The organism is Pseudomonas sp. UME65, assembly GCF_014170225.1.
GTDB classification, from domain to species: domain Bacteria; phylum Pseudomonadota; class Gammaproteobacteria; order Pseudomonadales; family Pseudomonadaceae; genus Aquipseudomonas; species Aquipseudomonas protegens.
Genome location: NZ_LZZQ01000003.1, coordinates 16,243 through 41,609 on the forward strand (window position 1 = coordinate 16,243; position 25,367 = coordinate 41,609).

Sequence of the window (25,367 nt, forward strand, 5' to 3'; positions counted from 1 at the left end):
GTTCGCCAGCAAGCGGGCTCCTGCAGGGTCATTGCACCCAGCTGTAGATCGGCGTATCGGCGCCGCTCACCACCTTGACCTCGGCGCAGTGGCGCAAGCGCACCAACAAGCGCTTGCCTGCCGCAGCGCTACCGGCCAGCCCTTCCAGTTGCTCCAGCAACTCCGGCCCGCTGAGCTGCCCGGCCTTGCGCAGCAACTCCTTGGTGGTCTGCCACAGGGCATCGTCCTGGCTGGCCGGCTTCGCCGCCACCGCGACGCTCTCGGGCTTGGCCGCCTGCAACTGCGCACCCAGTTGCGCCCAGTCGCCTTCGTCCAGTTCCAGGGTCAAATCCACCGGCCAGTCGCCGATGCTTCCACGAATCCGCAACATTGCTGTGCTCCTGAGTTTTTCTGACGAGCATGCTCCCACGCGTCTTGCGCAACGCCAAGCGGACGGTCAAACTCAGCAGCCGATTGTTATAAGATCACATAACATTTATTTCATCTTCGCTCCGGAGACTTGCTATGCGCCGTCTGCTACTCGCCCTGCCGTTCGCCCTGTTGCCACTGGCCGCCGCCCAGGCCGCGCAAGCCCATGATCACGAGCATGAACATGGCAGCCTCGGCGCCCACGAACATGGAGTCGGCCGTTTGAACGCAGTGCTCGACGGCCAGACCCTGGAACTGGAGCTGGAGAGCCCGGCAATGAACCTGGTGGGCTTCGAACACGCTCCGAGCACCGACGCCGACAAGGCCAAGGTGGCTGCCGCCCGCACCCAGCTGGAACAGCCGCTGGTACTGTTCAGCCTGCCCAAGGCGGCGGCGTGCGTGGTGGCCAAGCAGGAGCTGGAGAGCCCGTTGTTCGGCGACAAGCCCGATGCCGATGATCACGATGACGACGACCACGACGAAGATGCCAAGGACACCGCTGGCCACGAGCATCACCATGAGCACAGCGAGATCCACGCCCACTACCAGTTCACCTGCGCCAAGCCGGATGCCCTGAAGACCCTCGATCTGGGGCAGGTCTTCAAGACCTTCCCCGCCACCCAGAAAATTCAGGTACAACTCATTTCGCCGAATGGCCAGCAGGGCGTCGAAGCCAGCGCCACGGCGGCAACCCTGAAGTTCTGAGCGCCACCCCTGTAGCCGCTGCCTTCGGCGGCTACAACACTCATCCGATGATCGACCCGACATGACCCAAGCACTTATCGAACTGTCCAACCTGGGCTTCAACTGGCCCGGTCATCCACCGTTACTGGACATCCCGGACTTTCGCCTGGAAGTCGGCGAAACCCTGTTCCTCAAGGGCCCCAGCGGCAGCGGCAAGACCACCCTACTGGGCCTGCTGGGCGGCGTGCAGAAACCCAACCAGGGCAGCATTCGCCTGCTGGGCCAGGAGCTGACCGAGCTTTCGGCCGGCGCCCGCGACCGCTTTCGCGTCGATCACACCGGCTACATCTTCCAGCAGTTCAACCTGCTGCCGTTTCTCTCGGTACGCGAGAACGTCGAGCTGCCCTGCCACTTCTCCAAGCTACGGGCCGGCCGCGCCGCACAGCGCCATGGCAGCGTCGACCAGGCCGCAGCCACCCTGCTGGCCCACCTGGGGCTGAAGGACCCGGAGCTGCTCGGCCGCCGCGCCGATTCGCTATCCATCGGCCAGCAGCAGCGGGTCGCTGCGGCCCGGGCGCTGATCGGCCAGCCGGAACTGGTGATTGCCGACGAACCGACTTCGGCGCTGGACCACGACGCCCGGGAAGCCTTCCTCCAATTGCTGTTCGCCGAATGCCGTGAAGCCGGGGCCAGCCTGCTGTTCGTCAGCCACGACCAGAGCCTGGCAGCGCTGTTCGATCGCAACCTGTCGCTGGCCGAACTCAATCGCGCCGCCAAGCCTGCAGAGGTCTGAGATGTATCTGTTCCGTCTAGCCATGGCCAGCCTGGCTAACCGTCGCTTCACCGCGATCCTCACGGCCTTCGCCATTGCCCTCTCGGTCTGCCTGCTGCTGGCGGTGGAGCGGGTGCGCACCGAAGCCCGGGCCAGTTTCGCCAGCACCATCAGCGGCACCGACCTGATCGTCGGCGCCCGTTCCGGTTCGGTGAACCTGCTGCTGTACTCGGTATTCCGCATCGGCAACGCCACCAACAACATCCGCTGGGACAGCTTCGAGCACTTCGCCAGCAACCCCAAGGTGAAGTGGGCGATCCCGATTTCCCTGGGCGACTCCCACCGCGGCTACCGGGTGATGGGCACCACCGACGCCTACTTCCAGCACTACCAGTACGGCCACCAGCAGAACCTGCAACTGGCGGTGGGCCGGGCCTTCGCCAGCGACCCCTTCGAAGTGGTGCTGGGGGCCGAAGTCGCCGATGCCTTGCACTACAAGCTGGGGGACAAGCTGGTACTGGCCCATGGCGTGGCGGCCATCAGCCTGGTCAAGCACGACGACAAGCCCTTCACCGTGGTCGGCATCCTCAAGCGCACCGGCACTCCGGTGGACCGCACCCTGCACATCAGCCTGGGCGGCATGGAGGCGATCCACATCGACTGGCACAACGGCGTGCCGGCCCGTGGCGAGGGGCGCATCAGCGCCGACCAGGCGCGCAACATGGACCTGACGCCCCAGGCCATCACCGCCTTCATGCTGGGCCTCAACAGCAAGATCTCGACCTTCGCCCTGCAACGGGAGATCAACGAATTCCGCGGCGAGCCGATGCTGGCGATCCTGCCCGGCGTGGCCCTGCAGGAACTCTGGAGCCTGATGGGCACCGCCGAGAAAGCCTTGTTCGTGGTGTCGCTGTTTGTGGTCCTGACCGGCCTGATCGGCATGCTCACGGCGATCCTCACCAGCCTCAATGAACGCCGGCGGGAGATGGCCATCCTGCGCTCGGTGGGCGCGCGCCCCTGGCACATTGCGACCCTGCTGATCTTCGAAGCCTTCGCCCTGGCGCTGTTCGGGGTGCTGGCCGGGCTTGGCCTGCTGTACCTGGGCATCGCCCTGGCCCAGGGCTACGTGCAGTCGAATTACGGCCTGTACCTGCCACTGTCCTGGCCCAGCCAGTATGAGTGGACGCTGCTGGGCGGTATTCTGATCGCCGCGCTGCTGATGGGCAGCGTGCCGGCCTGGCGCGCCTACCGGCAATCCCTGGCCGATGGCCTGTCGATTCGTTTATGAGCCCTGGTTTATGAAGACCCAACGCTTGCTGCGCTCTCTGCTTGCCCTGTCGCTGCTGTTCAGCTCACCGCTGTGGGCGGCGGGGGCTCCGAAAGACCTGACCTGGTCGGAAATGATCCCGCCGGACGCGCCGCCGGAAGTGCCGAACATGAAGCCGCTGCACGACCTGTCGCAGATGAGCGATGCGCTGTCCGCCGAATCGGCCCCCGCTGCCAAGCAGGACCTGCCCAATGCCCCGGTGGTGAAGAGCCTCGACGGCCAATCGGTGCGCCTGCCCGGCTACATCGTGCCCCTGGAAGTGAGCGAGGAAGGACGTACCACAGACTTCCTGCTGGTGCCCTACTTCGGCGCCTGCATCCACGTACCGCCACCGCCGTCGAACCAGATCGTCCACGTCACCAGCGAAGTCGGGGTGAAACTCGATGAGCTGTACCAGCCGTACTGGATCGAAGGCGACATGCAGGTCAAGCCCTCCACCAGCGAGCTGGCGGATGCCGGCTACCAGATGGCGGCGCAGAAGATCTACGTCTACGAGTTGCCGGAGTAAAAGAGTGCGGGTGGGCGACGCCCGGGGAACGTCAAAAGAGTGCGGGGCAAAAGAATAGTTCACCCCGCCAACCGGGGTTTGCCATTTCATTGAGCTGAGTCAAGGCGGTCAACTTGACGATCCTTACCATTGGACATAGCCAATCTGAATCGTCCTTTGGAGCTCCCATGCACAAGTCTCTGCTTAGCGCCTCCCTGATCGCGCTCGCACTCGCCGCCCCGATTGCCAACGCCCACGAAGCTGGTGACATCATCGTTCGTGCCGGTGCGATTACCGTCAAACCCAAAGCCAACAGCTCCGACGTCAAGGTCGACAGCGGCCCACTGGCTGGCGCCAACCTGGGCGGCAAGGCGACCATGGACAGCGACACTCAGCTGGGCTTGAACTTCGCCTACATGCTGACCAACAACATCGGTATCGAGTTGCTGGCCGCCACCCCGTTCGAACACGACGTGAAGATCCGCAACACGTCCCTGGCTCCGGCCAACGGCAAGCTGGGTACTCTCAAGCACCTGCCACCGACCCTGAGCGTGGTGTACTACCCGCTGGACCACAAGTCGGTGTTCCAACCCTACGTCGGTGCCGGTATCAACTACACCTGGATCTACGACGAGCACGTCGGCAGCCGCGCCCAGTCCGAAGGTTTCGACAACTTCCGCGCCAAGAACTCCTGGGGCCTGGCCTGGCAGATCGGTGCCGACTACATGCTGACCGACAACATCATGATCAACGCCCAGGCACGCTACATCGACATCGATACCCGCGCCTACGTGGACAACAACGCCCTGGCCGCCGGCACTCGTGCCAAGGTCAATGTGGACGTCGACCCATGGGTCTACATGGTGGGCCTGGGTTACAAGTTCTAAACCCGCCAGCAATAAAAAAGGCGCCTTGCAAGGCGCCTTTTTCATGTGCGTGTTTTCCCTCAGCGCCCCATCAGGCGGGCGAGGCCGACGCTCATCGGGGTCGGCTCGGGGAACTTGAAGCGCTGCAGCAGGCGCTGGTTGCCAGCCCGCGAATGGCGGATATCGCCCGCCCGAGCCGGGCCGTAGCTGATGGGTGGCAAGGCACCCACCACCTCGGCCAGGGCCGCGAGCATCTGCTTGAGGGTCGTGGCCTGGTTCAAGCCAACGTTGACCGCTCCCACTTCCAACTGCGGCGCCTCGATGGCCTGCACCAGCACCTGAACCAGATCGCCGACGTAGACGAAATCCCGGGTCTGCTCGCCATCGCCGAACACGGTGATCGGCAAGCCTTGCTGGGCCCGTTCGCTGAAGATGCTGATCACCCCGGAATAGGGCGAAGACGGATCCTGGCGCGGGCCGAAGATGTTGAAGAAGCGAAAGATCGCCGGTTCCAGCCCGTGCTGGCGCCGGTAGAAATCCAGGTAGTGCTCGCTGGCCAGCTTGTCCGAGGCATAAGGGGTCAGCGGCGCCTTGGCCGTGTCCTCGTCGATGGACTGGCCTTCCCCGTTGTTGCCATACACCGCGGCGCTGGAAGCGAACAGCACTCGCTTGACGCCGTGCTCACGCATGGCCTCACAGACATTCAGGGTACCGATGAAATTGCTCTGGTGGGTCTGCACCGGGTCGTCCACCGAGGCCTGCACCGAAGCCACCGCTGCCAGGTGCGCCACAGCGCAGCAGCCTTGCATGGCCTGGCTGACCAGCGACGCATCGGCCACATTGCCCTCGATCAGCTCGACCCGCGGATCAGCCAGCGGCAGGTTGCTCGGTTTGCCGGTGGACAAGTCGTCCAGCACCCGCACCGCGTAGCCCTTGGCGAGCAGGGCATCGGCCAGGTGCGAGCCAATGAAACCGGCACCGCCGGTGATCAATACGAGGCCTTCAGCCATGACGATAAAACCTATCCAGTAAAGCCGGGAGCGCGGCACGCCAGGCGCGCGGCTTGATCCCGAAGGTATGAAGGATTTTCTTGCAGGCCAGTACTGCGTGCTGCGGTTCCTCGGCGGCATCGGCGCTGGCGGCATGGGCCTGGGCGGTCGGCGCCTCGATGGCCAGCGGGTGCAATTGCCGGGCTTCGGTCAGCACCGCCTGCCCCAGGGCCAGGGGCGTGGTCGCTTCCTGGCCGGCATAGTGGTAGGTGCCCCAAAGCGGCGCGGCGCAATCGAGCTGCTTGAGCACCGAGATGATCACCCGCGCGGCATCGTCCACCGGAGTCGGATTACCCCGCCGGTCGTCGGCCATCAACAGTTCGTCCGGGGATTCGGCCCGGGCCAGGAAACGCCCGAGAATACCGTCCGGGCTGTCATCCAGCAGCCAGCCGAAACGCAGCAGCACGTGCTGCGGGCAGGTGGCGCGAACGCTTTGCTCGATCCGCCACAGAGCCTGGCCGCGCAGGCCCAGGGGCACCGGCTCGTCCTTTTCGCTGTAGGCAGTCGCCCGGGAGCCGTCGAACACCCGGTAGCTCGAAGGTTGCAGGAGGATGATGTTGTGATGCTGGCAAAGCTCTGCCAGGCGCTCGACCGCCCGTTCCTGGCCGCTCAAGCGCGCCTCGCTCACGCTCTCCGCCTGAAACCAGTCGAAGTAGTAAGCCAGGTTGATCAAGGCATCCGGGCGGGTGTCGTCGAGCAGTTGCGTAAGGCTCGCGGCATCCCAGCCGTCTTGCGGCGGACGGGGGGCGAGGAAACCGATGTCTTCCTCCGCACCCAGGCGAATCAGCGCCTGCCCAAGGGCATTTCCGCCGCCCAGTAACATAAGGCGCATTCGCATAGAGTCAGCAGGCCCAGTCTGTTCAGAACGATGGTTGGAGTCGGCCAGTCTCGTGGGGCTGGCCGTCGATAATTGCCGGAATCGTTGCATTTTGCGGGTTTGTGGCGCAAGCGTCACTCAGAAAGTGTCGAGGCCCCATGGAATCAACGGTGCTTGCAAGTTGCCGGATGCGGCCGCATAAATCCATCCATGAACCTTGCCCAATCCGTGAATCCGGTGCTGGACGGCTTCCACCCCGCTGTCAGCGCCTGGTTCAAGCATACCTTTGCCGCTGTGACCCCGGCCCAGGCCCGCGCCTGGCCGCTGATCGCCCAGCGCCGCTCGACCCTGATCGCCGCGCCCACCGGCTCCGGCAAGACCCTGACCGCCTTTCTCGCAGTGATCGATGACCTGGTGCGCCAGGGGCTGGCCGGCGGTGGCCAGCTGCCGGACGCCACCCTGGTGGTGTATGTGTCGCCACTCAAGGCCTTGAGCAATGACATTCAGATCAACCTGCAGCAGCCACTGGCGGGCATCACCGAGCAATTGCGCCGCATGGGCCTGCCGGAACTGTCCATCAGCACCGCGGTGCGCACCGGCGATACTCCGCAGAAAGACCGCAACGCCATGCGCAAGAGCGCGCCGCAGATCCTCGTCACCACCCCGGAATCCCTCTACGTGCTGCTGGGCTCGGATTCCGGCCGCAGGATGCTGGCCAGCACCCGCAGCGTGATCGTCGACGAAATCCACGCCCTGGCCGGCAGCAAGCGCGGCAGCCACCTGGCCCTGAGCCTGGAACGCTTGCAGGCCTTGTGCGCCGAACCCTTGCTGCGCATCGGCCTGTCCGCCACGCAGAAGCCCATCGAAGCCGTGTCGCGCTTTCTGGTGGGCCACGGCCGCCCTTGCGAAATCGTCGATATCGGCCACGCCCGGCCCCGGGACCTGGACATCGAAGTGCCGCCGGTGCCGCTGTCGGCGGTCATGGCCACTGACGTCTGGGAGCTGGTGTACGAGCGCCTCGCCAACCTGGCCAGGGAACACCGCACCACGCTGATATTCGTCAACACCCGGCGCCTGGCCGAGCGCCTGGCCCGCCACCTCAGCGAGCGCCTGGGCAAGCAGGCGGTGGCCGCGCACCACGGCAGCCTGGCCAAGGAGCAGCGCCTGGAAGCCGAGCAGCGGCTCAAGGCCGGCGACCTGCAAGTGCTGATCGCTACCGCTTCCCTGGAGCTGGGGATCGATATCGGTGATGTCGACCTGGTGTGCCAGATCGGCTCGCCGCGCTCGATCTCGGCCTTTCTGCAGCGGGTCGGCCGCTCCGGTCACCAGGTGGGCGGCACGCCCAAGGGCCGGTTGTTCGCCCTGACCCGCGACGACCTGATCGAATGCGCCGCCCTGCTCGACTGCGTGCGCCGGGGCGAACTGGACACTCTACTGATTCCCCATGCCCCCCTGGATGTGCTGGCCCAGCAGATCGTCGCTGAAGTCAGCTGCCAGGAGTGGTCGGAAGCCGCGCTGCTGGACATGCTGCGCCAGGCCGCGCCCTACGCCGACCTGGATCAGGCCCACTACCAGGCGCTGTTGCAGATGCTCGCCGAGGGCTTCAACGGGCGCCAGGGCCTGCGCAGCGCCTACCTGCACCGCGACGCCCTGGCCCGCACCCTGCGCGGGCGCCGAGGCGCCCAACTGACCGCGCTGACCAGCGGCGGGACCATCCCCGACAACGCCGACTACAGCGTGCTGCTGGAGCCCCAGGGGCTGAACATTGGCAGCGTCAACGAAGACTTCGCCGTGGAAAGCATTGCCGGCGACGTGTTCCAGCTGGGCAACACCTCCTATCGCATCCTGCGGGTGGAAACCGGCAAGGTGCGGGTCGAGGATGCCCAGGGCCAGCCGCCGAACATTCCCTTCTGGCTCGGCGAAGCCCCCGGGCGCAGCGCCGAACTCTCCGGTGCCGTGGCGCGCCTGCTGGCCCAACTCGACGAGTTGCTCGGCGCCACGCCCGGCCAGTTGCAAGCGGCCATCCACTGGTTGCACCACGAACTGGGCCTGAACCTGGCCAGCGCCGAGCAACTGGTGGATTACCTGGCACCGGCGCGCCTGGCCCTGGGCGCGCTGCCGTCCCAGGACACGCTGATCATGGAGCGCTTCTTCGACGAGTCCGGCGGCACCCAACTGGTGATCCACAGCCCCTTCGGCAGCCGCATCAACCGCGCCTGGGGCCTGGCCCTGCGCAAGCGTTTCTGCCGCACCTTCAATTTCGAATTGCAGGCGGCCGCCAGCGAGGACGCGATCGTCCTTTCCCTGTCCACCAGCCACAGCTTCGCCCTGGACGAGGTCTGGCGTTACCTGCACAGCAACAGCGCCGAACACATCCTGGTCCAGGCGCTGCTGGACGCACCGCTGTTCGGCGTGCGCTGGCGCTGGAACGCCGGAGTGGCGCTAGCCCTGCCGCGCTACAGCGGCGGGCGCAAAGTGCCGCCGCAGATCCAGCGCATGAAAAGCGAAGACCTGATCGCCAGCGTGTTTCCCGACCAGATCGCCTGCCTGGAAAACCTGGCCGGCGAGCGCGAGATTCCCGACCATCCGCTGGTGGAGCAGACCCTCGACGACTGCCTGCACGAAGCCATGGACAGCGAAGGCTGGTTGAACCTGCTGCGGCGCATGGAACAGGGCCAGGTGCGCCTGCTCAGCCGCGAACTGCCGGCGCCCTCGCCCCTGGCGGCGGAAATCCTCAGCGCCAAGCCCTACACCTTTCTCGATGACGCGCCCCTGGAGGAACGCCGTACCCAGGCGGTGCTGGCCCGGCGCTGGAGCGACCCGCAAGCCACCGACGACCTGGGCGCCCTGGATGCCGAAGCGATTGCCGCGGTGGCCGCCGAAGCCTGGCCAGCCCCGGCCAGTGCCGATGAAATGCACGAAGCGCTGATGAGCCTGGCCTGTATCAGCGAAGCCGAGGCCCAGGCCAACCTCCACTGGCCCGAGTGGCTGCAAGCCCTTTCCAGCCAGGGCCGCGCCTGCCGCTTGCAGGCCGGCCCGGGCGGCGGCTTGTGGCTGGCCCTGGAGCGCATCTGCTGTCTGCGGGCGCTGTACCCTCAGGCCGCCTTGCAACCCGCGCTGCAACCGGTCCCCGGTTTCGACCAGGCCTGGGAGGAACAGCCGGCCCTGGTGGAGCTGATTCGCGCCCGCCTCAGCGGCTTCGCTCCCCTGACCCTGGCGCAGATCGCCGCGCCCCTGGGCCTGCCCGCTTCCAGCATCCACCAGGCGCTGATCCAGCTGGAGAGCGAAGGTTATGTGCTGCGGGGGCGCTTCAGCCCTGGCGGCGATGAAGAACAGTGGTGCGAGCGTCACCTGCTGGCGCGGATCCACCGCTACACGGTGAAGCGCCTGCGCCGGGAAATCGAACCGGTGGCCTTGCAGGATTTCATGCGCTTTCTGTTCGACTGGCAGCACCTGTCGCCGGGTACCCAGGGCCAGGGCAGCGCCATGCTGGCCGAGCTGGTCGCGCAGTTCGAAGGCTACCCCGCAGCGGCCTCGGCCTGGGACAGCGACCTGCTGCCGGCGCGCCTGAAGGATTACTCCGCCAGTTGGCTGGATGACCTGTGCCGCAGCGGCAAGGTGGTCTGGAGCCGGATCAACAGCAGCGGCAAGATCGCCGGCAGCGCCCTGCGCAGCACCCCTATCGTGTTGCTGCCCCGGGCCCGCGTGGCGCTCTGGAACGCCCTGACCTGCCCCATCGACAGCAATGACCTGTCACCCAAGGCGCAGAAGGTTCACGCCGTACTGAGCCAGCTGGGCGCACTGTTTTTCGATGAACTGCTGCAGGAAGCCCACCTGCTGCGCAGCGAACTGGAAACCGTGCTGCAGGAACTGGTAGGCGCCGGATGGGTGAACGCCGACAGCTTCGCCGGGCTGCGGGCCCTGATCACCCCGGCCAGCAAGCGCCAGAACCGCAGCAGTCGACGGGGTCGCGGCGCCTTCGTCGGAGGAATGGACGACGCGGGGCGCTGGGCCTTGTTGCGCCGCGCCGCCAGCGAGGATAGCGCCGCCACCCTGGAGCACGTGGCCATGACCCTGCTACGCCGCTATGGCGTGGTGTTCTGGCGCCTGCTGGAGCGCGAGGCCGACTGGCTGCCCAACTGGCGCGATTTGCTGCGTACCTTCCATCGCCTGGAAGCCCGCGGAGAAATTCGCGGCGGGCGCTTCGTCAGCGGCCTGGCCGGCGAGCAGTTCGCCCTGCCGGAAGCCATACCGCTACTGCGCGAAGTGCGCCGCCGGCCCCATGACGGCAGCCTGATCGCGGTGTGCGGCGTCGACCCGCTGAACCTTGCCGGGACCCTGCTGCCCGGGCCCAAGGTCCCGGCCCTGAGCGGCAACCGCCTGGTGTTCCGCGACGGCCTGCCGGCGGCCGCCGACATCGGCGGCACCCAGCACCTGTGGCTGGAGCTGGAACCCCAGGCCGCCCAGGCCCTGCGCAACAAGCTCATCCGGCACTGACCTCCCCCCGAAGGAGCCGGCTGCCGGCGAAAGGGCCCGTGAGCCCTGAGCCACATCCAGCGGCCTCTTCGCTGGCAAGCCAGCTCCTACCCAGGCAGCAGGCGCCCTTCCAGACAATCCACGCCCACCCTCGTAGGAGCCGGCTTGCCGGCGAAAAGGCCCGTGAGCCCTGCGCCAGATCCAGCGGCCCTTACGCTGGCCGTCGTTGCGCAATCATTGCGGGCGTGGGGATTCGGGGAGCAGCAGCGCCGAGTCGTCCTGTTCCGGTTCGTCTTCATGCACCCGCCGCGCCGGTAGCACCACCGGCTGTGGATAAGTCTGGGCGAAATGCACCCAGGGGGAGTTATCCACAAGCTTTTTCAGACGCTGGTTGAAGGCCCGGCTCACCGCGTACTGGCCGCCGGACACCGTGCGGAACTGGGCCGTCAGCACCACGCCGTTGAGGTCCATCTTGTCCACCCCGAACACGTCCAGGCCGCCTTGCAGGTTGTAGCGCAGGAAGCTGTCCTCGCTGATGGAGCGCCCGGCTTCGCGGATCAGTTCGATGGCCTTGTCGACGTCGGTGTCGTAGGTGAACTGCACCGAGAAGAAGGCATAGGCGAACTGCCGCGACTGGTTGGTGACCGCCTTGATCTGGCCGAACGGCACCGAATGCACGAAACCCTTGCCGTCGCGCAGGCGCAGGGTGCGGATGGTCAGGCCCTCGACGGTGCCGGCATGGCCGGAGTCGAGCACCACCCAGTCACCAATGGACAGGGTGTCTTCGATGATGATGAACAGGCCGGTGATCACGTCCTGCACCAGTTGCTGGGAGCCGAAACCGATGGCCAGGCCCACCACCCCGGCACCGGCCAGCAGCGGCGCGACGTTGATCCCCAGGTTGGCCATGGTGGTGATCGCGCAGATCACCACCAGGATGATTTTGATCGCATTGCGCAGCAGCGGCAGGATGGTCTTGACCCGGGTACTGGGCTGACGCGCCGAACGCTTGTTGGCCGGTGGCTTGAGGGCCTCCTGGATCGCTGTGTCGAGCACCACCCACAGCAGCCAGGTCACCAGGAAGATCAGGCCGATGCTGCTCAGGGAGTCGCTGATGGCCCGGCCCACGGTATTGCGCTGGGCGAACTCGAACAGCGAGATCCCCCAGATGCGCCCGAGGATCTCGATGAAGGTGATGGCCATGACGATCCGCAGCAGGGCGTGCAACAAGCTCAGGAAACGCTCCTTGTAGGCGCTGCTGCGCTGAATCGTCTGGGCGCTACGGGACTTGAACAGGTGCTGCAGCACGGTGCTGAGGAACACCGTGGCGATCAGCAGCACGGTGGTCAGCAAGGCGCAGCGCAGGGCCTGCTGGCTGTCCTCGCCGGCACCGATCAGGCTCACCGCCGAGACCAGCACCATCAGCAGGATCGGCCAGTACCAGAGCCCGGAAAAGATCCGCAGCGACTCCTGCAACGCCGGCTGTTTCAGACGCTGGGCCAGAGAGCGGTTGCGGATCAGGTGCGCCACCGGCCGGCGCAGGCGGATCACCAGCACCGCGAAGATCAGCGAGGCCAGCAGGCCGGTGAATACCGCCACGCTGCTGGTGATATTGCCCCCCAGCTGGCGGGCGATCTGCGGGCTGGTCAGGGCATCGCTGAGAGCCGCAAGGAAACCGATCAGAAACAGCGGTTTCGGGCAGTAGCCACGGATGATCCGCACCGCGGGCCGCTTGTGCCCGACGTTGAACATCACGATCAGGCACAACAGCACCGAGGTCGAGACGATGCCGCTGCTGGTGGCATAGGCCAGGCACAGGGCCAGCGCCCGCCCCACCGAACCGTTCAGGGAATGGCTGACGTAAAGCGTCAGCGGCAGGCAGACCAAGGCCGGCAAGGTGTAAGGCAGCAGGTATTCCAACAGGCCCTGGCCTCGGGGCCGGGCTTGCAGCCAGGGCCGCTGGCTCAGCCGCCGTACCAGCAGCCCGGCCAGCACCGTGAGCAGGGCGAAGCTGCCCAGCCAGGTGCCGGACAAGGTGAGGAAATCCCCGGCCACGCTCCAGCCCGAACGGTCCGAGGGTTGGTTCACCAGGCGCCCCACTTCGTCCGCCGCGCGGTCGGCCCGCAGGCGCCAGGCGTCGATCAGGTTTTCATTGAGGTCGAGCTTGTCCTGGACATCGTCGATGCTCGAACTGATGGCGCCCAGCAGGCCCCCTTCCACCAGCAGTTCCGGCTTGGCCGGGGCCGCCGCCGGGGCTGTTGCGGCAGTGGCGGCGCAGAGCTCGCTGCTGCCCAGAACGAGCAGCATCCCGAGCAAGATCGCGGTCTTGAAATTCAACACAACGCAGGGCTCCTTCAGCAGGGTCTGTAAGGAACTGATCAGCAAACGCCCGGCAAGTTCGCTTCAGTTGCCCCCGGGGCCGGCGCGCCGGTGAACGACGGGCTCCGGGATCCTTGACCCACAGGCAAATATCTTGTGCCGATAGGGCTATTTTTCCGCACGAGTCAAACCCGGACACTGCGCGCCAATCCCACTTTCACCGGAGTTGCAGTGATGCCCATTGCCCTGCTCGCGCTGACCCTCAGCGCATTCGCCATCGGCACGACCGAGTTCGTTATCGTTGGCCTGCTACCCACCATAGGTACCGACCTCGGGGTCAGCCTGCCGTCCGCCGGCCTGCTGGTCAGCCTCTACGCTCTGGGCGTGGCGATTGGCGCCCCGGTGCTCACCGCCCTCAGCGGCAAGGTGCCGCGCAAGCTGTTGCTGCTGTCGCTGATGGTGCTGTTCACCCTTGGCAACCTGCTGGCCTGGAAGGCACCCGGGTATGAATCCCTGGTGCTGGCACGGATTGTCACGGGCCTGGCCCACGGGGTGTTCTTCTCCATCGGCTCGACCATCGCCACCAGCCTGGTGCCCAAGGAAAAAGCCGCCAGCGCGATCGCCATCATGTTCACCGGGCTCACCGTGGCCCTGGTCACCGGCGTACCCCTGGGCACCTTTATCGGCCAGCATCTGGGCTGGCGCGAAACCTTCCTCGCAGTGTCCGCCCTGGGGGTGATCGCCTTTATCGGCAGCCTGCTGTTCGTGCCGAAGAACATTACCCACCGCCCGCCGGCGTCGCTGCTGCAACAACTGCAGGTGCTCAAGCAACCGCGCCTGCTGCTGGTGTACGCCATGACCGCGGTGGGCTACGGCGGCTCGTTCATCGCCTTCACCTTCCTGGCGCCGATCCTCCAGGACATTTCCGGCTTCAGCGCCGGCACCGTGAGCCTGGTGCTGCTGGTGTACGGCGTGTCGGTGGCGGTGGGCAATATCTGGGGCGGCAAGCTGGCGGACCGGCGCGGACCGATCGGCGCCCTGAAGATCATCTTCGCCCTGCTCGCCGCGGTGCTGCTGATGCTCAGCCTCACCGCCGGCAACCCATGGCTGGCGCTGCTGACCGTGCTGCTGTGGGGCGCGGTGGCGTTTGGCAACGTACCGGGGCTGCAGGTCTATGTGGTACGTCAGGCCGAGCACTACACACCCCAGGCGGTGGACGTGGCGTCCGGCCTGAACATTGCCGCCTTCAACCTGGGGATTGCCGGTGGAGCCTGGCTGGGGGGCTTGATCGTCGCTCACCTGGGGCTGATCCACACCGCCTGGATCGGCGCGCTGGTGGTGCTGGTGGCCCTGGCCCTGACCGTCTTGAGCGGCCACCTGGATCGCCGCAACCCGCTAGCGTTCGCGCCGGCCGGCGGCAGCGTCCGGGCAGTGGCCGGCCACTGAACAGGCCGCAGCCGGGTTACGGTACCCGGCTTGCAGCCGTTGAGGTGGCACCGAAGCGATTGCGATATTCACTGGGCGCCAGCCCGGTGATTTTCCGGAACAGGCTGCGAAAGGTGGCAGGGTCCTGATAACCCACGGTCCAGGCGATGTGATCGATGCTGCCGTTGGTGAACTCCAGCAGTTCCCGGGCCTTGCCCACCCGCAGGTGCTGACAGTACTGGGTCGGCTTGAGGCCGGTGGCCGCCCGGAAGCGCCGCAGCAAGGTGCGCGGCTCAAGCCCCGCCTGCTGCGCCATCACCGGCAGCGAAACATCCACCGCGCCATTGGCCTGCAACCAGTGCTGGAGCTTGAGAATCGCCCCGTCGCCGTGGCTGAGGATCGGTGCGAAATTGCTGCCGCACTGGCTCGCGCTGGCACTGTGTTCCATCACCAGAAAGCGCGCCGTGGCACTGGCGATGCTCGGCCCCAGCAAGCGGTTCACCAGGCGCAGACCAAGCTCGGCCCAGGCCATCAGCCCGGCGCTGGTGATCAGGTCGCCGTCATCGACAATGGGTTTGTCCGCTTCCAGGCGCACCTGTGGGTAACGCTCGGCGAAGGCCTGGGCCGAGGTCCAGTGGGTGGTGGCGCTGCGGCCATCGAGCAGGCCGCTTTCGGCCAGCAGGATCGAGCCCACACAGACCCCGCCCAGGGTGGCTCCGGCGGCGTGTTGCTGGCGCAGCCAGTCCATCAGGGCGGCAGATGACTGATGGCTTGAGAAGCCCGCCAGCGAAGGCGGGATCAATACCGCCAACAAGGCCCCGGGGGCTTCGGCCAGGCTGTCGTGGACCCGCACCGGAGGCAGTTCGCCGCTGGCCTGCCAGTGGCTGACGCGCAACCGCGGCAACTGCGCCTGCGGCTGTTCGCCGGCAATCCGGTTGGCCACCTCGAACAAGTCGCTCAGGCCATGTACCGCCGCCATCTGCACACCGGGATAGAGCAGTACCCCCAATTCGGCGTGCGTGCCTTGAATACCCACTGTCAGTTTTCCCCCGGTTAATGTCGGTGCGGCCAATCCTCGAAGGAACGACCGATGGCGATACTGGCTCCCACGTCAATCACTCACCCGCAGGTATTACCCATGGCCAGACAGGCACTCATCGTAATCGATATCCAGAACGACTACTTCGCCGACGGCAAGTGGCCCCTGATCGGCGTCGACGCTGCAGCGGACAACGCCGCCCGGCTGATCCAGGCATTTCGCCAGAACGCTGAACCTGTGGTGCACATCCGCCACGAATTCACCTCCGACGACGCTCCCTTCTTCACTCCCGGCTCCCCAGGTGCGCAGTTGCACCCCAAGGTCCAGAACCACGCCGATGAGCCGGTGGTGCTCAAGCATTTCGTCAACGCATTCCGCGACACCGAGCTGCAATCGCTGCTCACGCGGCAGGGCATCGAAGAACTGGTGATCGTCGGCAACATGAGCCACATGTGTGTGGAAGGCACTGCCCGGGCCGCTGCCGACCTGGGCTACCCGGTCAAGGTAATCCATGACGCCTGTGCCACTCTCGACCTGGAGTTCGCTGGCCAGCGCGTGCCCGCCGCCCAGGTACAAAGTGCGGTGATGGCGGCCCTGGCGTTCGCCTATGCCAGCGTGCTGTCCACCGAGCAGTTTCTGGCGGCCGGGCAGGCCCCTGCGGCTTGATCACCCGCAAGCGGTGAGCCGTGGCTCACCGCAACTTCATGGCACCAGGCATTTCCCGGATTAAGTTCGCCGCTGTTTACCGAGAGGTTAATAGCGGCAAATGCCAATAGTTGCAGGACCTACAAGTTAACCACAATGCGCACGAATGATTCCTATTAACAAAAAAACACTCCCCGACAACCCGCTCGGACAGCTCTATGGAACAACTAAATAACTCCCCATTAATAAGCAAGCCATTAAATAGCTGACTAATAGTAATCAAGGGTTAATCCGTTATTTCAAAACCTGATTTGAAACATTTGTAAAAATCCATCAAGAGCTGCCCTCGCACATGACTTAGTGCGCTTTCATGAAACGATTTTTTCTATATATCCAATTTTCATAATATTTATAGCAAAGTAAAAAACAGCCCCACCGCCTATACCACCCCCAGCATTCATTGAGCAAGAACAGCCTCCATCAGACTTCTTGCAAGACGTTCAGCGGAGCCGTCCCGGACTAAACACGCACTTTCCCCTGAGGCCATAAAAATGCCTTGCAGGCCACTTCATTCAACTTACTTGCAAAACCCTCGGCCTTGACTAAGTTGATAGCTACTCGCCACTGAAGTGTTCTTCAGCCGCCAGAAGATCAATAAAAACCGTCGAGGAATTCAATAACCAGACGCCCTCCTGCCCTACCCAGCTGACACTGACACGGAATCCAGTCATATCAATCAAGAGGGACGCTTGATGAAGCGCAGCTCGTTGTCTCGTGCCTTTTCACTCAAGGGTGCGGCCGAAAATTACTGGCTCTCGTTATTACTATTCTCGATCCTGGTTATCGCCAGTTTCCTGTTGTTTGAACAGCAGATCCAACAGCTGCTGAGTCACCTGGGCACCTTCCTTCCCACCGATCCCGTACAGCGCCTGAGCCTGGCCCTGTTGCTGGTAACCCTGTTGGCCCTGGACGTGCTGCTACCCGTGCCCTCCAGCCTGGTGGCACTGCTGGCCGTGGCGGCCCTGGGCGCCATTGGCGGCTACCTGGTGATCTTCATCGGCCTGTGCCTGGGGGCCAGCCTTGGCTACTGGCTGGGGGCCGGCTACTTCCGCCTGCTGTCCAATTGGCTGGGGCTCAGGACCTGGCAACCCGGGCAACTGGCCTATCGCCTCAGCACCCTGTCGCTCGTGTGCCTGCGTGGCGTGCCGGTGCTGGCAGAAACCTCGGTGCTGGCCGCCGGCATGCAACGTTATCCGCTGCGCCAGTTTCTCCTGGTCACCACCCTGGCCAACGCCGGGCTGGCCCTGGCCTATGCCGCCATCGGCAGCCTGCTGGTGGAACAGAACGCCCTGCTGGCAACCATTCTCGCCAGCATGGTGCTGCCCGGGCTGTTCCTCGGCACCCGCAGCCTGTTCAAGAGCCGCCTGGCCCAGCCCCGGTACGATCAGGCGCAGTCTCTGGAGGGCCGCTTCCAGGTGAGCTACCACTACCCGGTGCTGTTCACCGATCACATCTTCCAGGCCGACAACCCCTGCCTGCACCAGCAACTGACCCGGCAGAACCCGGGGCGCACCACGGTGCTGGTATTTGTCGATGAACAACTGCTGCTGTGCTCGCCCCAGTTGCCGCTGCAGATCGACCACTACTTCAGCGCCCACGCCGCCGACCTGCATCTGCAGGCCGCACCGATCGCGGTGCCGGCCGGCGAATTGAGCAAGACCCCGGACGTGCTCCAGCAGCTGTACGCGCAGATGCTGGAACACGGCCTGGATCGCCACTGCTATGTGCTGGCCCTGGGCGGCGGCGCAGTGCTGGACGCAGTGGGCTATGCCTGCGCCACCTTCCACCGGGGCATGCGCCTGATCCGCATCCCGTCCACCGTGCTGGCGCAGAACGATGCCGGCATCGGGGTGAAGAATGGCATCAACGCCTTCGCCCAGAAAAACCTGCTGGGGGCCTTCTACCCGGCCACAGCGGTGATCAACGACTTCCAGCTGCTGCTCAGCCTTTCCCACCGGGACCAGATTGCCGGCCTGGCCGAAGCGGTCAAGGTCGCGGTGATCAAGGATGCCGCGTTCTTCCAGTGGATGGAGCAGCAGGCCGAAGCCCTGGCCGGCTTCGAGCACAACGCCAGCCGCTACGCCATTCGCCGCTGCGCCGAACTGCACCTGGGCCATATCACCGGTGCCGGCGATCCGTTCGAACGGGGCAATGGCCGCCCCCTGGACTACGGGCACTGGGCCGCCCACAAGCTGGAGAACCTCAGCCAGCATCGCTTGCGCCACGGTGAAGCGGTGGCCGTGGGCATGGCCCTGGATGCGCTGTATGCCAACGCCAGCGGCCTGCTGTCCGACGCCGACTGCCAGCGCCTGCTGCGACTGCTGGACAGGCTCGGCTTCAACCTCTGCCCGCCGGAACTGAGCCTGCGGGACAACCAGGGGCGTTCGCCGATCCTGGTGGGCCTGGAAGAGTTCCGCCAGCACCTGGGGGGCCAGCTGTCGATCCCGTTGCTCAACCGCCTGGGCCAGTCGGTGGATGTGCACCAGATCGACATGCCGCTGATGGAACAGGCCCTGCTGCGCCTGGCGGGTTTCGGCGGGCCGGATTTCGCCTGGGGCCCGGGGTGCGCGCAATGATCCAATCGTCGCTGACCACCTGGCTGACCCTGGGCCGGGTCTCCAACCTGCCAACGGTATGGACCAATGCCCTGGCCGCCGCGCTGCTGGCCAGCAGCGCTACCACCCTGGCGCCGCCCTCGCCGCTGGTCTGGACCCTGCTGCTGGTGGCGCTCTCGGCGCTGTACCTGGCGGGCATGCTGCTCAACGACCTGATGGACGCCGACTGGGACCAGCAGCACCACAACCCGCGGCCGATCGTTCTCGGCCTGGTCAGCCGCGCCCAGGTCCGCCTGGCCACTGCCGCGCTGCTGCTGCTGGCGGCGCTGGCGGTCCTCGGCCTGAGCCGGATGATTGCCCAGCCCCACTGGCTGCTGGCCAGCGCCGGATTGCTGCTGCTGTTTATCCTTGGCTACAACCTTCTGCACAAGAAATATCCCCACAGCGTCTGGCTGATGGGCGGCTGCCGCTCGGCGTTGTACCTGACCGCCGCCGCCAGCCTGGCCATGCCGCCCCAGCCATTGTGGCTGTGCGCCGCGCTGCTGGGCACCTACATCGCCGGCTTGACCTACCTGGCCCGCCTGGAGCATCGCAACCAGTTGCTCAGCCGCCTGCCGCTGCTGCTCATGCTCAGCCCTCTGCTCCTGGCCGCCTATGCCGGCAACAGCGTGTTCTGGCTGGTCCTGCTGCTGTGGCTGGGCTGGTTGGGCTGGCACTACCAGCGCCACCTGGCCAACCCGCAACAACGGCAGGTCCGCGCCTTCATCGGTGCCGGGCTGGCCGCCCTGCCGCTGTTCGACGCCCTGGTGCTGGCGGTGGCCAACCAGCCCTTGGGCAGCCTGCTGTGTGTGCTGGTGTTCTTTCTGCTTCCCCACCTTCAACGCTGGATCAAGCCGACATGAACATGGACCCCATCGCCCCTGCACCGCCGGCGCTTGCCATTCGCCATGGTGCCTTCGCCGAGCGCCAGCAATTGCTGGAACGGCATCTGGACGACGACAGCCGAAGCTGGTGGCAGCAAGCCCGGGAACAACTGGCCCGGCAGCCCTCGGCCAACACCCTGATGCTGCTCAGCAGTCAGTGTCGGCGCCGCTTGGCCAGCGCACCGCAGGCCCCCAGCCCGGACTGCAACTGCACTCAACTGGCCCGGGCGCTACTGCTGGCCCAGTTGCTGGAGCAGCAGGCCGGCGCCGGGCAACTGGCCCTGTTGCGCCAGCTGTTTCTCTGGGGCGACGACCAGGAAAAGGCTGCCCTGCTCAAGGCCCTGGATGACCTCGACAGCCAGGGGGCCAGCCTCGACCTGGCGCTCCAGGCCGGGCGCACCAACAACCGCGAGGTGTTCGCCGCCATCGCCCTGGACAACCCCTTTGCCGCGCGCCACTACCCGGAACGGGCCTTCCACCAGCTGGTGCTCAAGACCCTGGGCATGGGCCTGGACAGCCGCCACATCCAAGGCCTGGCAGAACGGCGCAGCGTCGACCTCAACCAGTTGGCCCTGGACCTGATGGAAGAACAGCTGGCCGCCGAACGCGAGGTCGCCGACGGCCTGCCCCAGGCCATTGCCTTCGAGCTGTTGAGCCAGGCCCAGCTGCAGCGCCTGCGAGGCCTGTACCAGCAGGGACGATTGCCTGCGCACTGGCGCGACCACTTCCCGGCAGGCGGTTGACCCCCGGCAGCTGAGCCCACGATTTTTCCCGCACTCAAGCAAGGAGCCACCATGGCGAAGTACTTCGACCCGCACATTCATATGGTCAGCCGCACCACCGACGACTACCAGAACATGGCCGCCGCCGGCATCACCGGGGTCATCGAGCCTGCGTTCTGGCAAGGCCAGGCGCGCACCAGCGTCGGCAGCTTCATCGACTACTTCGACACCCTGCTGGGCTGGGAGCGCTTTCGCGCCAGCATGTTCGGCATCCACCATTTCTGCACCATCGGCCTCAACCCCAAGGAAGCCAACGACCTGTCGGTGGCTAACGAAGTGCTGGAGATCCTGCCGCGTTACCTGGTCAAGGACGGCGTGGTAGCGGTAGGGGAAATCGGCTACGACGACATCACCCCGGAAGAAGATCGCTTTCTCGCCGCGCAACTGGAACTGGCCAGACAGTTCAACCTGCCGGTGCTGGTGCACACCCCGCACCGCGACAAGATCGGCGGCACCAAGCGCACCCTGGCGGTGATCCGCGAGGTGGGGATCGCCGAAAACCTGGTGATCATCGACCACCTCAACGAATTGACCCTGCCCCTGGTGCTGGACAGCGACTGCTGGCGCGGGCACTCGATCTACCCCAACACCAAGATGTCGGAACAGCGCATGGTGGCCCTGCTGCAGGAATACGGCAGCGAAAAAATGGTGGTCAACAGCGCTGCCGATTGGGGCATCAGCGACCCGCTCAAAGTGCCCAAGACCGGCCAGGCCATGCTCGCCGCCGGCTTCAGCGAAGCCCAGGTGGAGCAGGTGCTGTTCCACAACCCGGTGGATTTCTTCGCCCAGAGCGGGCAGTTGGACAAGCAACTGGTGAGCACCCCGCTGCCGATCGACCAGCGCCGCCAGTGGCAGGACAACTCGGCCCTGAGGGGCCAGGAACCGGTGGTCAAATGAGTGCCCGGGCCGGCTGGAACGCCGCGCAGATCGGCTACTGCAGCAACGTGCACCCGGCCCGTGACGTGGCCGGCCTGCGGGCGTCGATCCAGGAACATTTCCAGGGCGTGCGGCGTCAGCGTGGGCTGGCGGTGCAGGACAGCGGCCTGTGGATCAGCGCCCAGGCCGCCGCCGAACTACAGGTGCCCGAGGTGCGCGAGGCCTTCATCGAACTGCTGCACGATTGTGGCCTGCGCCTGACCTCGCTCAACGGTTTCCCCTATGGCCAGTTCCATGAAGGCGCAGTTAAGGCCGAGGTCTACCGGCCCACCTGGGCCGAACCCCAGCGCCTGGAATACAGCCTGCAACTGGCGCATCTGCTGGCCGCCGCTCTGCCCCTGGATTGCCAGCAGGGGGTGATTTCCAGCGTGCCCTTCGGTTATGCCGCCACCTGGGACGAGGCCCAGCAGCAACAGGCCGAAACCCACCTGCGGCAACTGACCGCCGAGCTGGCCAGCCTGCATCGCAGCAGCGGCAGGAAGATCCTGGTGTGCCTGGAGATGGAGCCGGATTGCGTGCTGGAAAACACCGATCAGGCCCTGGCCTTTTTCAAGCACTGGCAGGCCACCGATCCCCATCATGGCTACCTGGCGCTGTGCTTCGACGTCTGCCATCAGGCGGTGGTCTTCGAAGACTGCTACCAATCCCTGCAACGGCTGCTGGATGCGCGGGTTCCGGTGGGCAAGATCCAGCTGTCCAACGCCCTGATCTGCCAGTTGCCGTTTGCCGATCGCCCACGCCGCCAGCAGGTACTGCAGGCCCTGGGCAACTTCGCCGAAGCCACCTACCTGCATCAGGTCAAGGCCCGGGATCTGGCCGGGCAGCTACTGGCCTGGGCCGACCTGCCCGGGGCCCTGGACGCCGCCGAACCGGCCCAGGGGCAATGCCCCGAGTTGCGCATTCACTTCCATGTGCCGCTGTTCAGCGAACAGTTTCTACTGGCCGAGCTCAGCGGCAGCCAGCAGGCCTTGCTGCGCACCTTCGACTTTCTCGCCGCGCACCCGAACTTCCAGCCGGTGCTGGAGGTGGAAACCTACAGCTGGAACGTACTGCCCGGTGCGCTGCGCCCGGACAGCGAGCAGGCCTTGCTGCAAGGCATCGCCGCCGAGCTGCAATGGGTCGAGGGCCAACTGCGCCAGCGGCATCTGCTGCGTACCCACTCGTCTGCCCTGGAGGCTCCGGCCCATGCCTTCTGAACGCCCGCGCCAGCCCTTGCTGCTGATCAATGTGGTGGGCCTGACACCCAGCCTGCTGGGGCCGGCCACGCCGCGGATCAACAACCTGCTGCAACGGGCGCGGATGGCCCGGCTGCGCCCGGTGTTCCCCGCCGTGACCTCCACCGTGCAGGCCTCGATCCTCACCGGGCTGCCGCCTTCGGAACACGGCATCGTCGGCAACGGCTGGTATTTCCGCGATCAGGCCGAGGTGCGTTTCTGGCTGCAGCCCAACGCGCTGATCCAGGGTGAAAAGGTCTGGCAGGCGCTGCAACGGGAGATCCCCGGCCTGCGCTGCAGCCAGCTGTTCTGGTGGTTCAACATGTATGCCCAGGTGGAGGCAGCCATCACCCCGCGCCCCCACTACCCGGCCGACGGGCGCAAGATGTTCGGCCTCTATTCGTCGCCTCCGGGGCTGCACGAACGCATCGAACAGCAGATCGGCGAGTTCCCCTTTCCGAGCTTCTGGGGCCCGGCCGCGGGGATTGCCTCCAGCCGCTGGATCGTCGACTGCGCCATCGCCGAGTTCCAGATCAGCCGCCCCGACCTGCAACTGATCTACCTGCCGCACCTGGACTACAGCCTGCAACGCCTGGGGCCGGAGCATCCGTCCATCAGCGACGAAGTGCGGGCCATCGACCATGAAGTCGGGCGCCTGCTGGATTTTGCCCAGCAGCAAGGCGCGGCCGTGATGCTGGTCTCCGAATACGGCATCGAGGCGGTGCAGCAGTCCATCTCGATCAACCGCGTGCTGCGCGAGCAAGGTCTGCTGCAGGTACGTCGTTCACTGAGCTGGGAGCTGCTGGACCCCGGCGCCAGCGCGGCCTTCGCCGTGGTCGACCACCAGATCGCCCACGTCTATGTGCGCCAGCCCGAGGACATTGCCCGGGTCAAGGCCCTGCTGCTGCGCCAGCCCGGTATCGAGCAGGTGCTGGACAGGAGCGAGCAGCGGGCCTGCCAGCTCGATCACCCACGCAGCGGCGAGCTGGTGGCGGTGGCCGCCCCGGGCTTCTGGTTCGATTACTACTACTGGTTCGACGACCGCCTGGCCCCGGATTTCGCCCGCACTGTGGATATCCACCGCAAGCCGGGCTACGACCCACTGGAGCTGTTCATCGACCCGGCGATCCGCTTTCCCAAGCTGCGGGTCGCTCGCCGGCTGCTGCAGAAGAAGCTCGGCTTTCGCTACTACATGGACCTGATTCCCCTGGACACCTCACTGATTCGCGGCAGCCACGGACGCTTGCCCAGCAGTGCCGAGGCAGGGCCCCTGCTCATCACCGATTGCGATTTACCCCTGCCGGCGCACCTGCCGGCCACCGCGGTAAAGCACCTGCTCCTAGAGCATTTCCTAGGGCGCCCCTATGACGATACGGCTCAGGCCAAGGAGATTCCATGCGGCGAACCATCCCTATAGTCGTGCTCGGTGTGTTGAGCGGCCTCGCTCACGCACAGACCACGCCCGCCTTCAATTGCAGCAACTTCCTGACGTTCAATGGTGACCAGGCCGGCACCCTGAGCACCTTCAAGCAGAGCCCGGAAACCATGGCATGGAACTGGTTTGTGTGCCTCAACCAGCCGGCCGGCTCCGGTAGCCCGGAGCGGCTCTGGGAGACGTTCAAACCATCCGATGAGGTCTACCTGAGCAAGGGGCAGGCTCCCCAGCCCTACAGCACCCAGGCCAACCTGCCGAGCCAGGTGCAGACCCAGGCGCAGAAGATCCCGGGCATGAACACCAGCGGGCTGTTCCTCAACCTGGGCAACGACACCGACGGCAGCACCGACAACGGCACCCAGCAGGTCGATGGCCTGGCCCTGGAAATGGGCAACCAGGTGCCGGAAGCGCAACGGGGCCAGTCGGTGCGTTTTCACATGTTGATGGGCCAGGACACCTTCAACTACATCGTCCAGCAGAAGATCTACAACCGGAACGGCATTGCCGCCCTGACCAGCAGCCTGAACTTTCCCGCCACGGCCTGGGAGCTGAAGACCTCCTGGTTGTGGATCGGCAGCGATAGCACCTTCCAGGCGCAACTGGCAAAGGATGGCTACTTCATCGCCCAGGCCTACTACGTCGACAAGCAGGGCCAATACCACACCGGCTACGCCGGCCTCAGCGGCATGCACGTCATCAACAAGCTGACCCACGACTGGGTCTGGACCACCTTCGAGAACCGCAACAACAGCAAGTACACCGTGACCAACGGCACGCCGGCCAAGCCCATGACCAACATCACCGGGCCCACTGACGCGGCCCAGCCGGTGAATGCCACCTTCCAGCAGCAGAACCCCACGCTGGCCCAGTACGAGTTGATCGGCGTGCAGTACGACCAGGCCCAGGCCGAGCCCAAGCTGCTGGCCAACTCCCAGCTGGAATCAGCCTTCCAGAGCCACTCCTCGTGCCTGGCCTGCCACAACACCGCGGCCTATTCGAGCAACAACACCTACTTCAACTTCGCCTTGAAAGAGGATGGCGGGATCGTCTACCCCACCACCGTACTACCGGACTCCGACTTCGTCGGCTACCAGAAACTGGACTACGTCTGGTCGCTCAAACGCGCCCAGTGGCAGCGCTAAGGAGCA

At 65.4% G+C, this 25,367-nt stretch carries 20 protein-coding genes; 15 read left to right on the forward strand and 5 right to left on the reverse strand.

What is annotated here, in order from left to right:
* Positions 1-28: 28 nt before the first annotated feature.
* Positions 29-370 carry a hypothetical protein gene (locus tag A9971_RS00620; RefSeq protein WP_015637205.1) on the reverse strand — a complete coding sequence of 114 codons (342 nt, stop codon included), beginning with the start codon at positions 368-370 and terminating at the stop codon, positions 29-31.
* Between the two features lie 134 nt (positions 371-504).
* Here A9971_RS00620 and A9971_RS00625 point away from each other — a divergent pair, with 134 nt between their 5' ends.
* From A9971_RS00625 to A9971_RS00645, 5 genes are all read left to right on the forward strand, one after another.
* Entirely contained in the window at positions 505-1,113 is a 609-nt protein-coding gene (locus A9971_RS00625) for a DUF2796 domain-containing protein (protein WP_011063744.1), read from the forward strand.
* A 61-nt stretch (positions 1,114-1,174) separates the two neighbouring features.
* Positions 1,175-1,885: an ABC transporter ATP-binding protein gene (locus tag A9971_RS00630; protein WP_019093216.1), complete on the forward strand. Its 711-nt coding sequence runs from the start codon at positions 1,175-1,177 to the stop codon at positions 1,883-1,885.
* Position 1,886: 1 nt separating this feature from the next.
* Entirely contained in the window at positions 1,887-3,152 is a 1,266-nt protein-coding gene (locus A9971_RS00635; protein ID WP_015637208.1) for an ABC transporter permease, read from the forward strand.
* A gap of 25 nt (positions 3,153-3,177) precedes the next feature.
* On the forward strand, positions 3,178-3,699 hold the full coding sequence (locus A9971_RS00640; protein WP_026019988.1) for a DUF3299 domain-containing protein: 522 nt from the start codon (positions 3,178-3,180) through the stop codon (positions 3,697-3,699).
* A 167-nt stretch (positions 3,700-3,866) separates the two neighbouring features.
* Positions 3,867-4,565, forward strand: a complete 699-nt coding sequence (locus tag A9971_RS00645) for an OmpW family protein (protein WP_011063748.1) — start codon at positions 3,867-3,869, stop codon at positions 4,563-4,565.
* A 59-nt stretch (positions 4,566-4,624) separates the two neighbouring features.
* Here the strand turns inward: A9971_RS00645 and A9971_RS00650 are convergent, their stop codons facing one another.
* Positions 4,625-5,554 carry an NAD-dependent epimerase/dehydratase family protein gene (locus A9971_RS00650; protein ID WP_011063749.1) on the reverse strand — a complete coding sequence of 310 codons (930 nt, stop codon included), beginning with the start codon at positions 5,552-5,554 and terminating at the stop codon, positions 4,625-4,627.
* Positions 5,547-6,431 (reverse strand): sugar nucleotide-binding protein, encoded by an 885-nt coding sequence (locus A9971_RS00655; protein ID WP_036995925.1) that lies wholly within the window; start codon positions 6,429-6,431, stop codon positions 5,547-5,549. The genes A9971_RS00650 and A9971_RS00655 overlap by 8 nt, the downstream gene beginning before the upstream one ends.
* A gap of 189 nt (positions 6,432-6,620) precedes the next feature.
* Between A9971_RS00655 and A9971_RS00660 the strand changes: the two genes are divergently transcribed.
* Positions 6,621-10,907 carry a DEAD/DEAH box helicase gene (locus tag A9971_RS00660; RefSeq protein WP_183001552.1) on the forward strand — a complete coding sequence of 1,429 codons (4,287 nt, stop codon included), beginning with the start codon at positions 6,621-6,623 and terminating at the stop codon, positions 10,905-10,907.
* Between the two features lie 213 nt (positions 10,908-11,120).
* Here the strand turns inward: A9971_RS00660 and A9971_RS00665 are convergent, their stop codons facing one another.
* Entirely contained in the window at positions 11,121-13,226 is a 2,106-nt protein-coding gene (locus A9971_RS00665) for a mechanosensitive ion channel family protein (RefSeq protein WP_183001553.1), read from the reverse strand.
* A 213-nt stretch (positions 13,227-13,439) separates the two neighbouring features.
* On the opposite strand from A9971_RS00665, the gene A9971_RS00670 reads away from it, so the two are divergent.
* The gene (locus A9971_RS00670) at positions 13,440-14,651 is read left to right on the forward strand and encodes an MFS transporter (RefSeq protein ID WP_041120030.1); all 1,212 of its coding nucleotides are present in this window, start codon (positions 13,440-13,442) and stop codon (positions 14,649-14,651) included.
* A gap of 16 nt (positions 14,652-14,667) precedes the next feature.
* On the opposite strand, the gene A9971_RS00675 is transcribed toward A9971_RS00670, so the two are convergent.
* A complete protein-coding gene (locus tag A9971_RS00675) occupies positions 14,668-15,609 on the reverse strand; it encodes a GlxA family transcriptional regulator (protein WP_217438384.1) in 942 nt (313 codons plus the stop codon).
* A gap of 159 nt (positions 15,610-15,768) precedes the next feature.
* Here A9971_RS00675 and A9971_RS00680 point away from each other — a divergent pair, with 159 nt between their 5' ends.
* The 8 genes from A9971_RS00680 (at position 15,769) to A9971_RS00715 (ending at position 25,361) form a co-directional block, all read left to right on the forward strand.
* Positions 15,769-16,335, forward strand: coding sequence for a cysteine hydrolase family protein (locus A9971_RS00680; protein ID WP_011063754.1), 567 nt, complete (start codon positions 15,769-15,771; stop codon positions 16,333-16,335).
* A 731-nt stretch (positions 16,336-17,066) separates the two neighbouring features.
* Positions 17,067-18,950, forward strand: a complete 1,884-nt coding sequence (locus tag A9971_RS00685) for a 3-dehydroquinate synthase (protein WP_183001554.1) — start codon at positions 17,067-17,069, stop codon at positions 18,948-18,950.
* Positions 18,947-19,831 (forward strand): UbiA family prenyltransferase, encoded by an 885-nt coding sequence (locus A9971_RS00690; RefSeq protein WP_011063756.1) that lies wholly within the window; start codon positions 18,947-18,949, stop codon positions 19,829-19,831. Before A9971_RS00685 ends, A9971_RS00690 begins: the two co-directional genes overlap by 4 nt.
* Positions 19,828-20,595 (forward strand): EboA domain-containing protein, encoded by a 768-nt coding sequence (locus A9971_RS00695; RefSeq protein ID WP_183001555.1) that lies wholly within the window; start codon positions 19,828-19,830, stop codon positions 20,593-20,595. Before A9971_RS00690 ends, A9971_RS00695 begins: the two co-directional genes overlap by 4 nt.
* A 51-nt stretch (positions 20,596-20,646) precedes the next feature.
* Positions 20,647-21,531, forward strand: a complete 885-nt coding sequence (locus tag A9971_RS00700; protein WP_011063758.1) for a TatD family hydrolase — start codon at positions 20,647-20,649, stop codon at positions 21,529-21,531.
* Positions 21,528-22,766, forward strand: coding sequence for a metabolite traffic protein EboE (gene eboE / locus A9971_RS00705; RefSeq protein WP_065363599.1), 1,239 nt, complete (start codon positions 21,528-21,530; stop codon positions 22,764-22,766). Before A9971_RS00700 ends, eboE begins: the two co-directional genes overlap by 4 nt.
* Positions 22,756-24,201, forward strand: coding sequence for an alkaline phosphatase family protein (locus tag A9971_RS00710; RefSeq protein ID WP_015637220.1), 1,446 nt, complete (start codon positions 22,756-22,758; stop codon positions 24,199-24,201). The genes eboE and A9971_RS00710 overlap by 11 nt, the downstream gene beginning before the upstream one ends.
* Entirely contained in the window at positions 24,180-25,361 is a 1,182-nt protein-coding gene (locus tag A9971_RS00715) for a hypothetical protein (protein ID WP_011063761.1), read from the forward strand. The genes A9971_RS00710 and A9971_RS00715 overlap by 22 nt, the downstream gene beginning before the upstream one ends.
* Positions 25,362-25,367 lie beyond the last annotated feature (6 nt).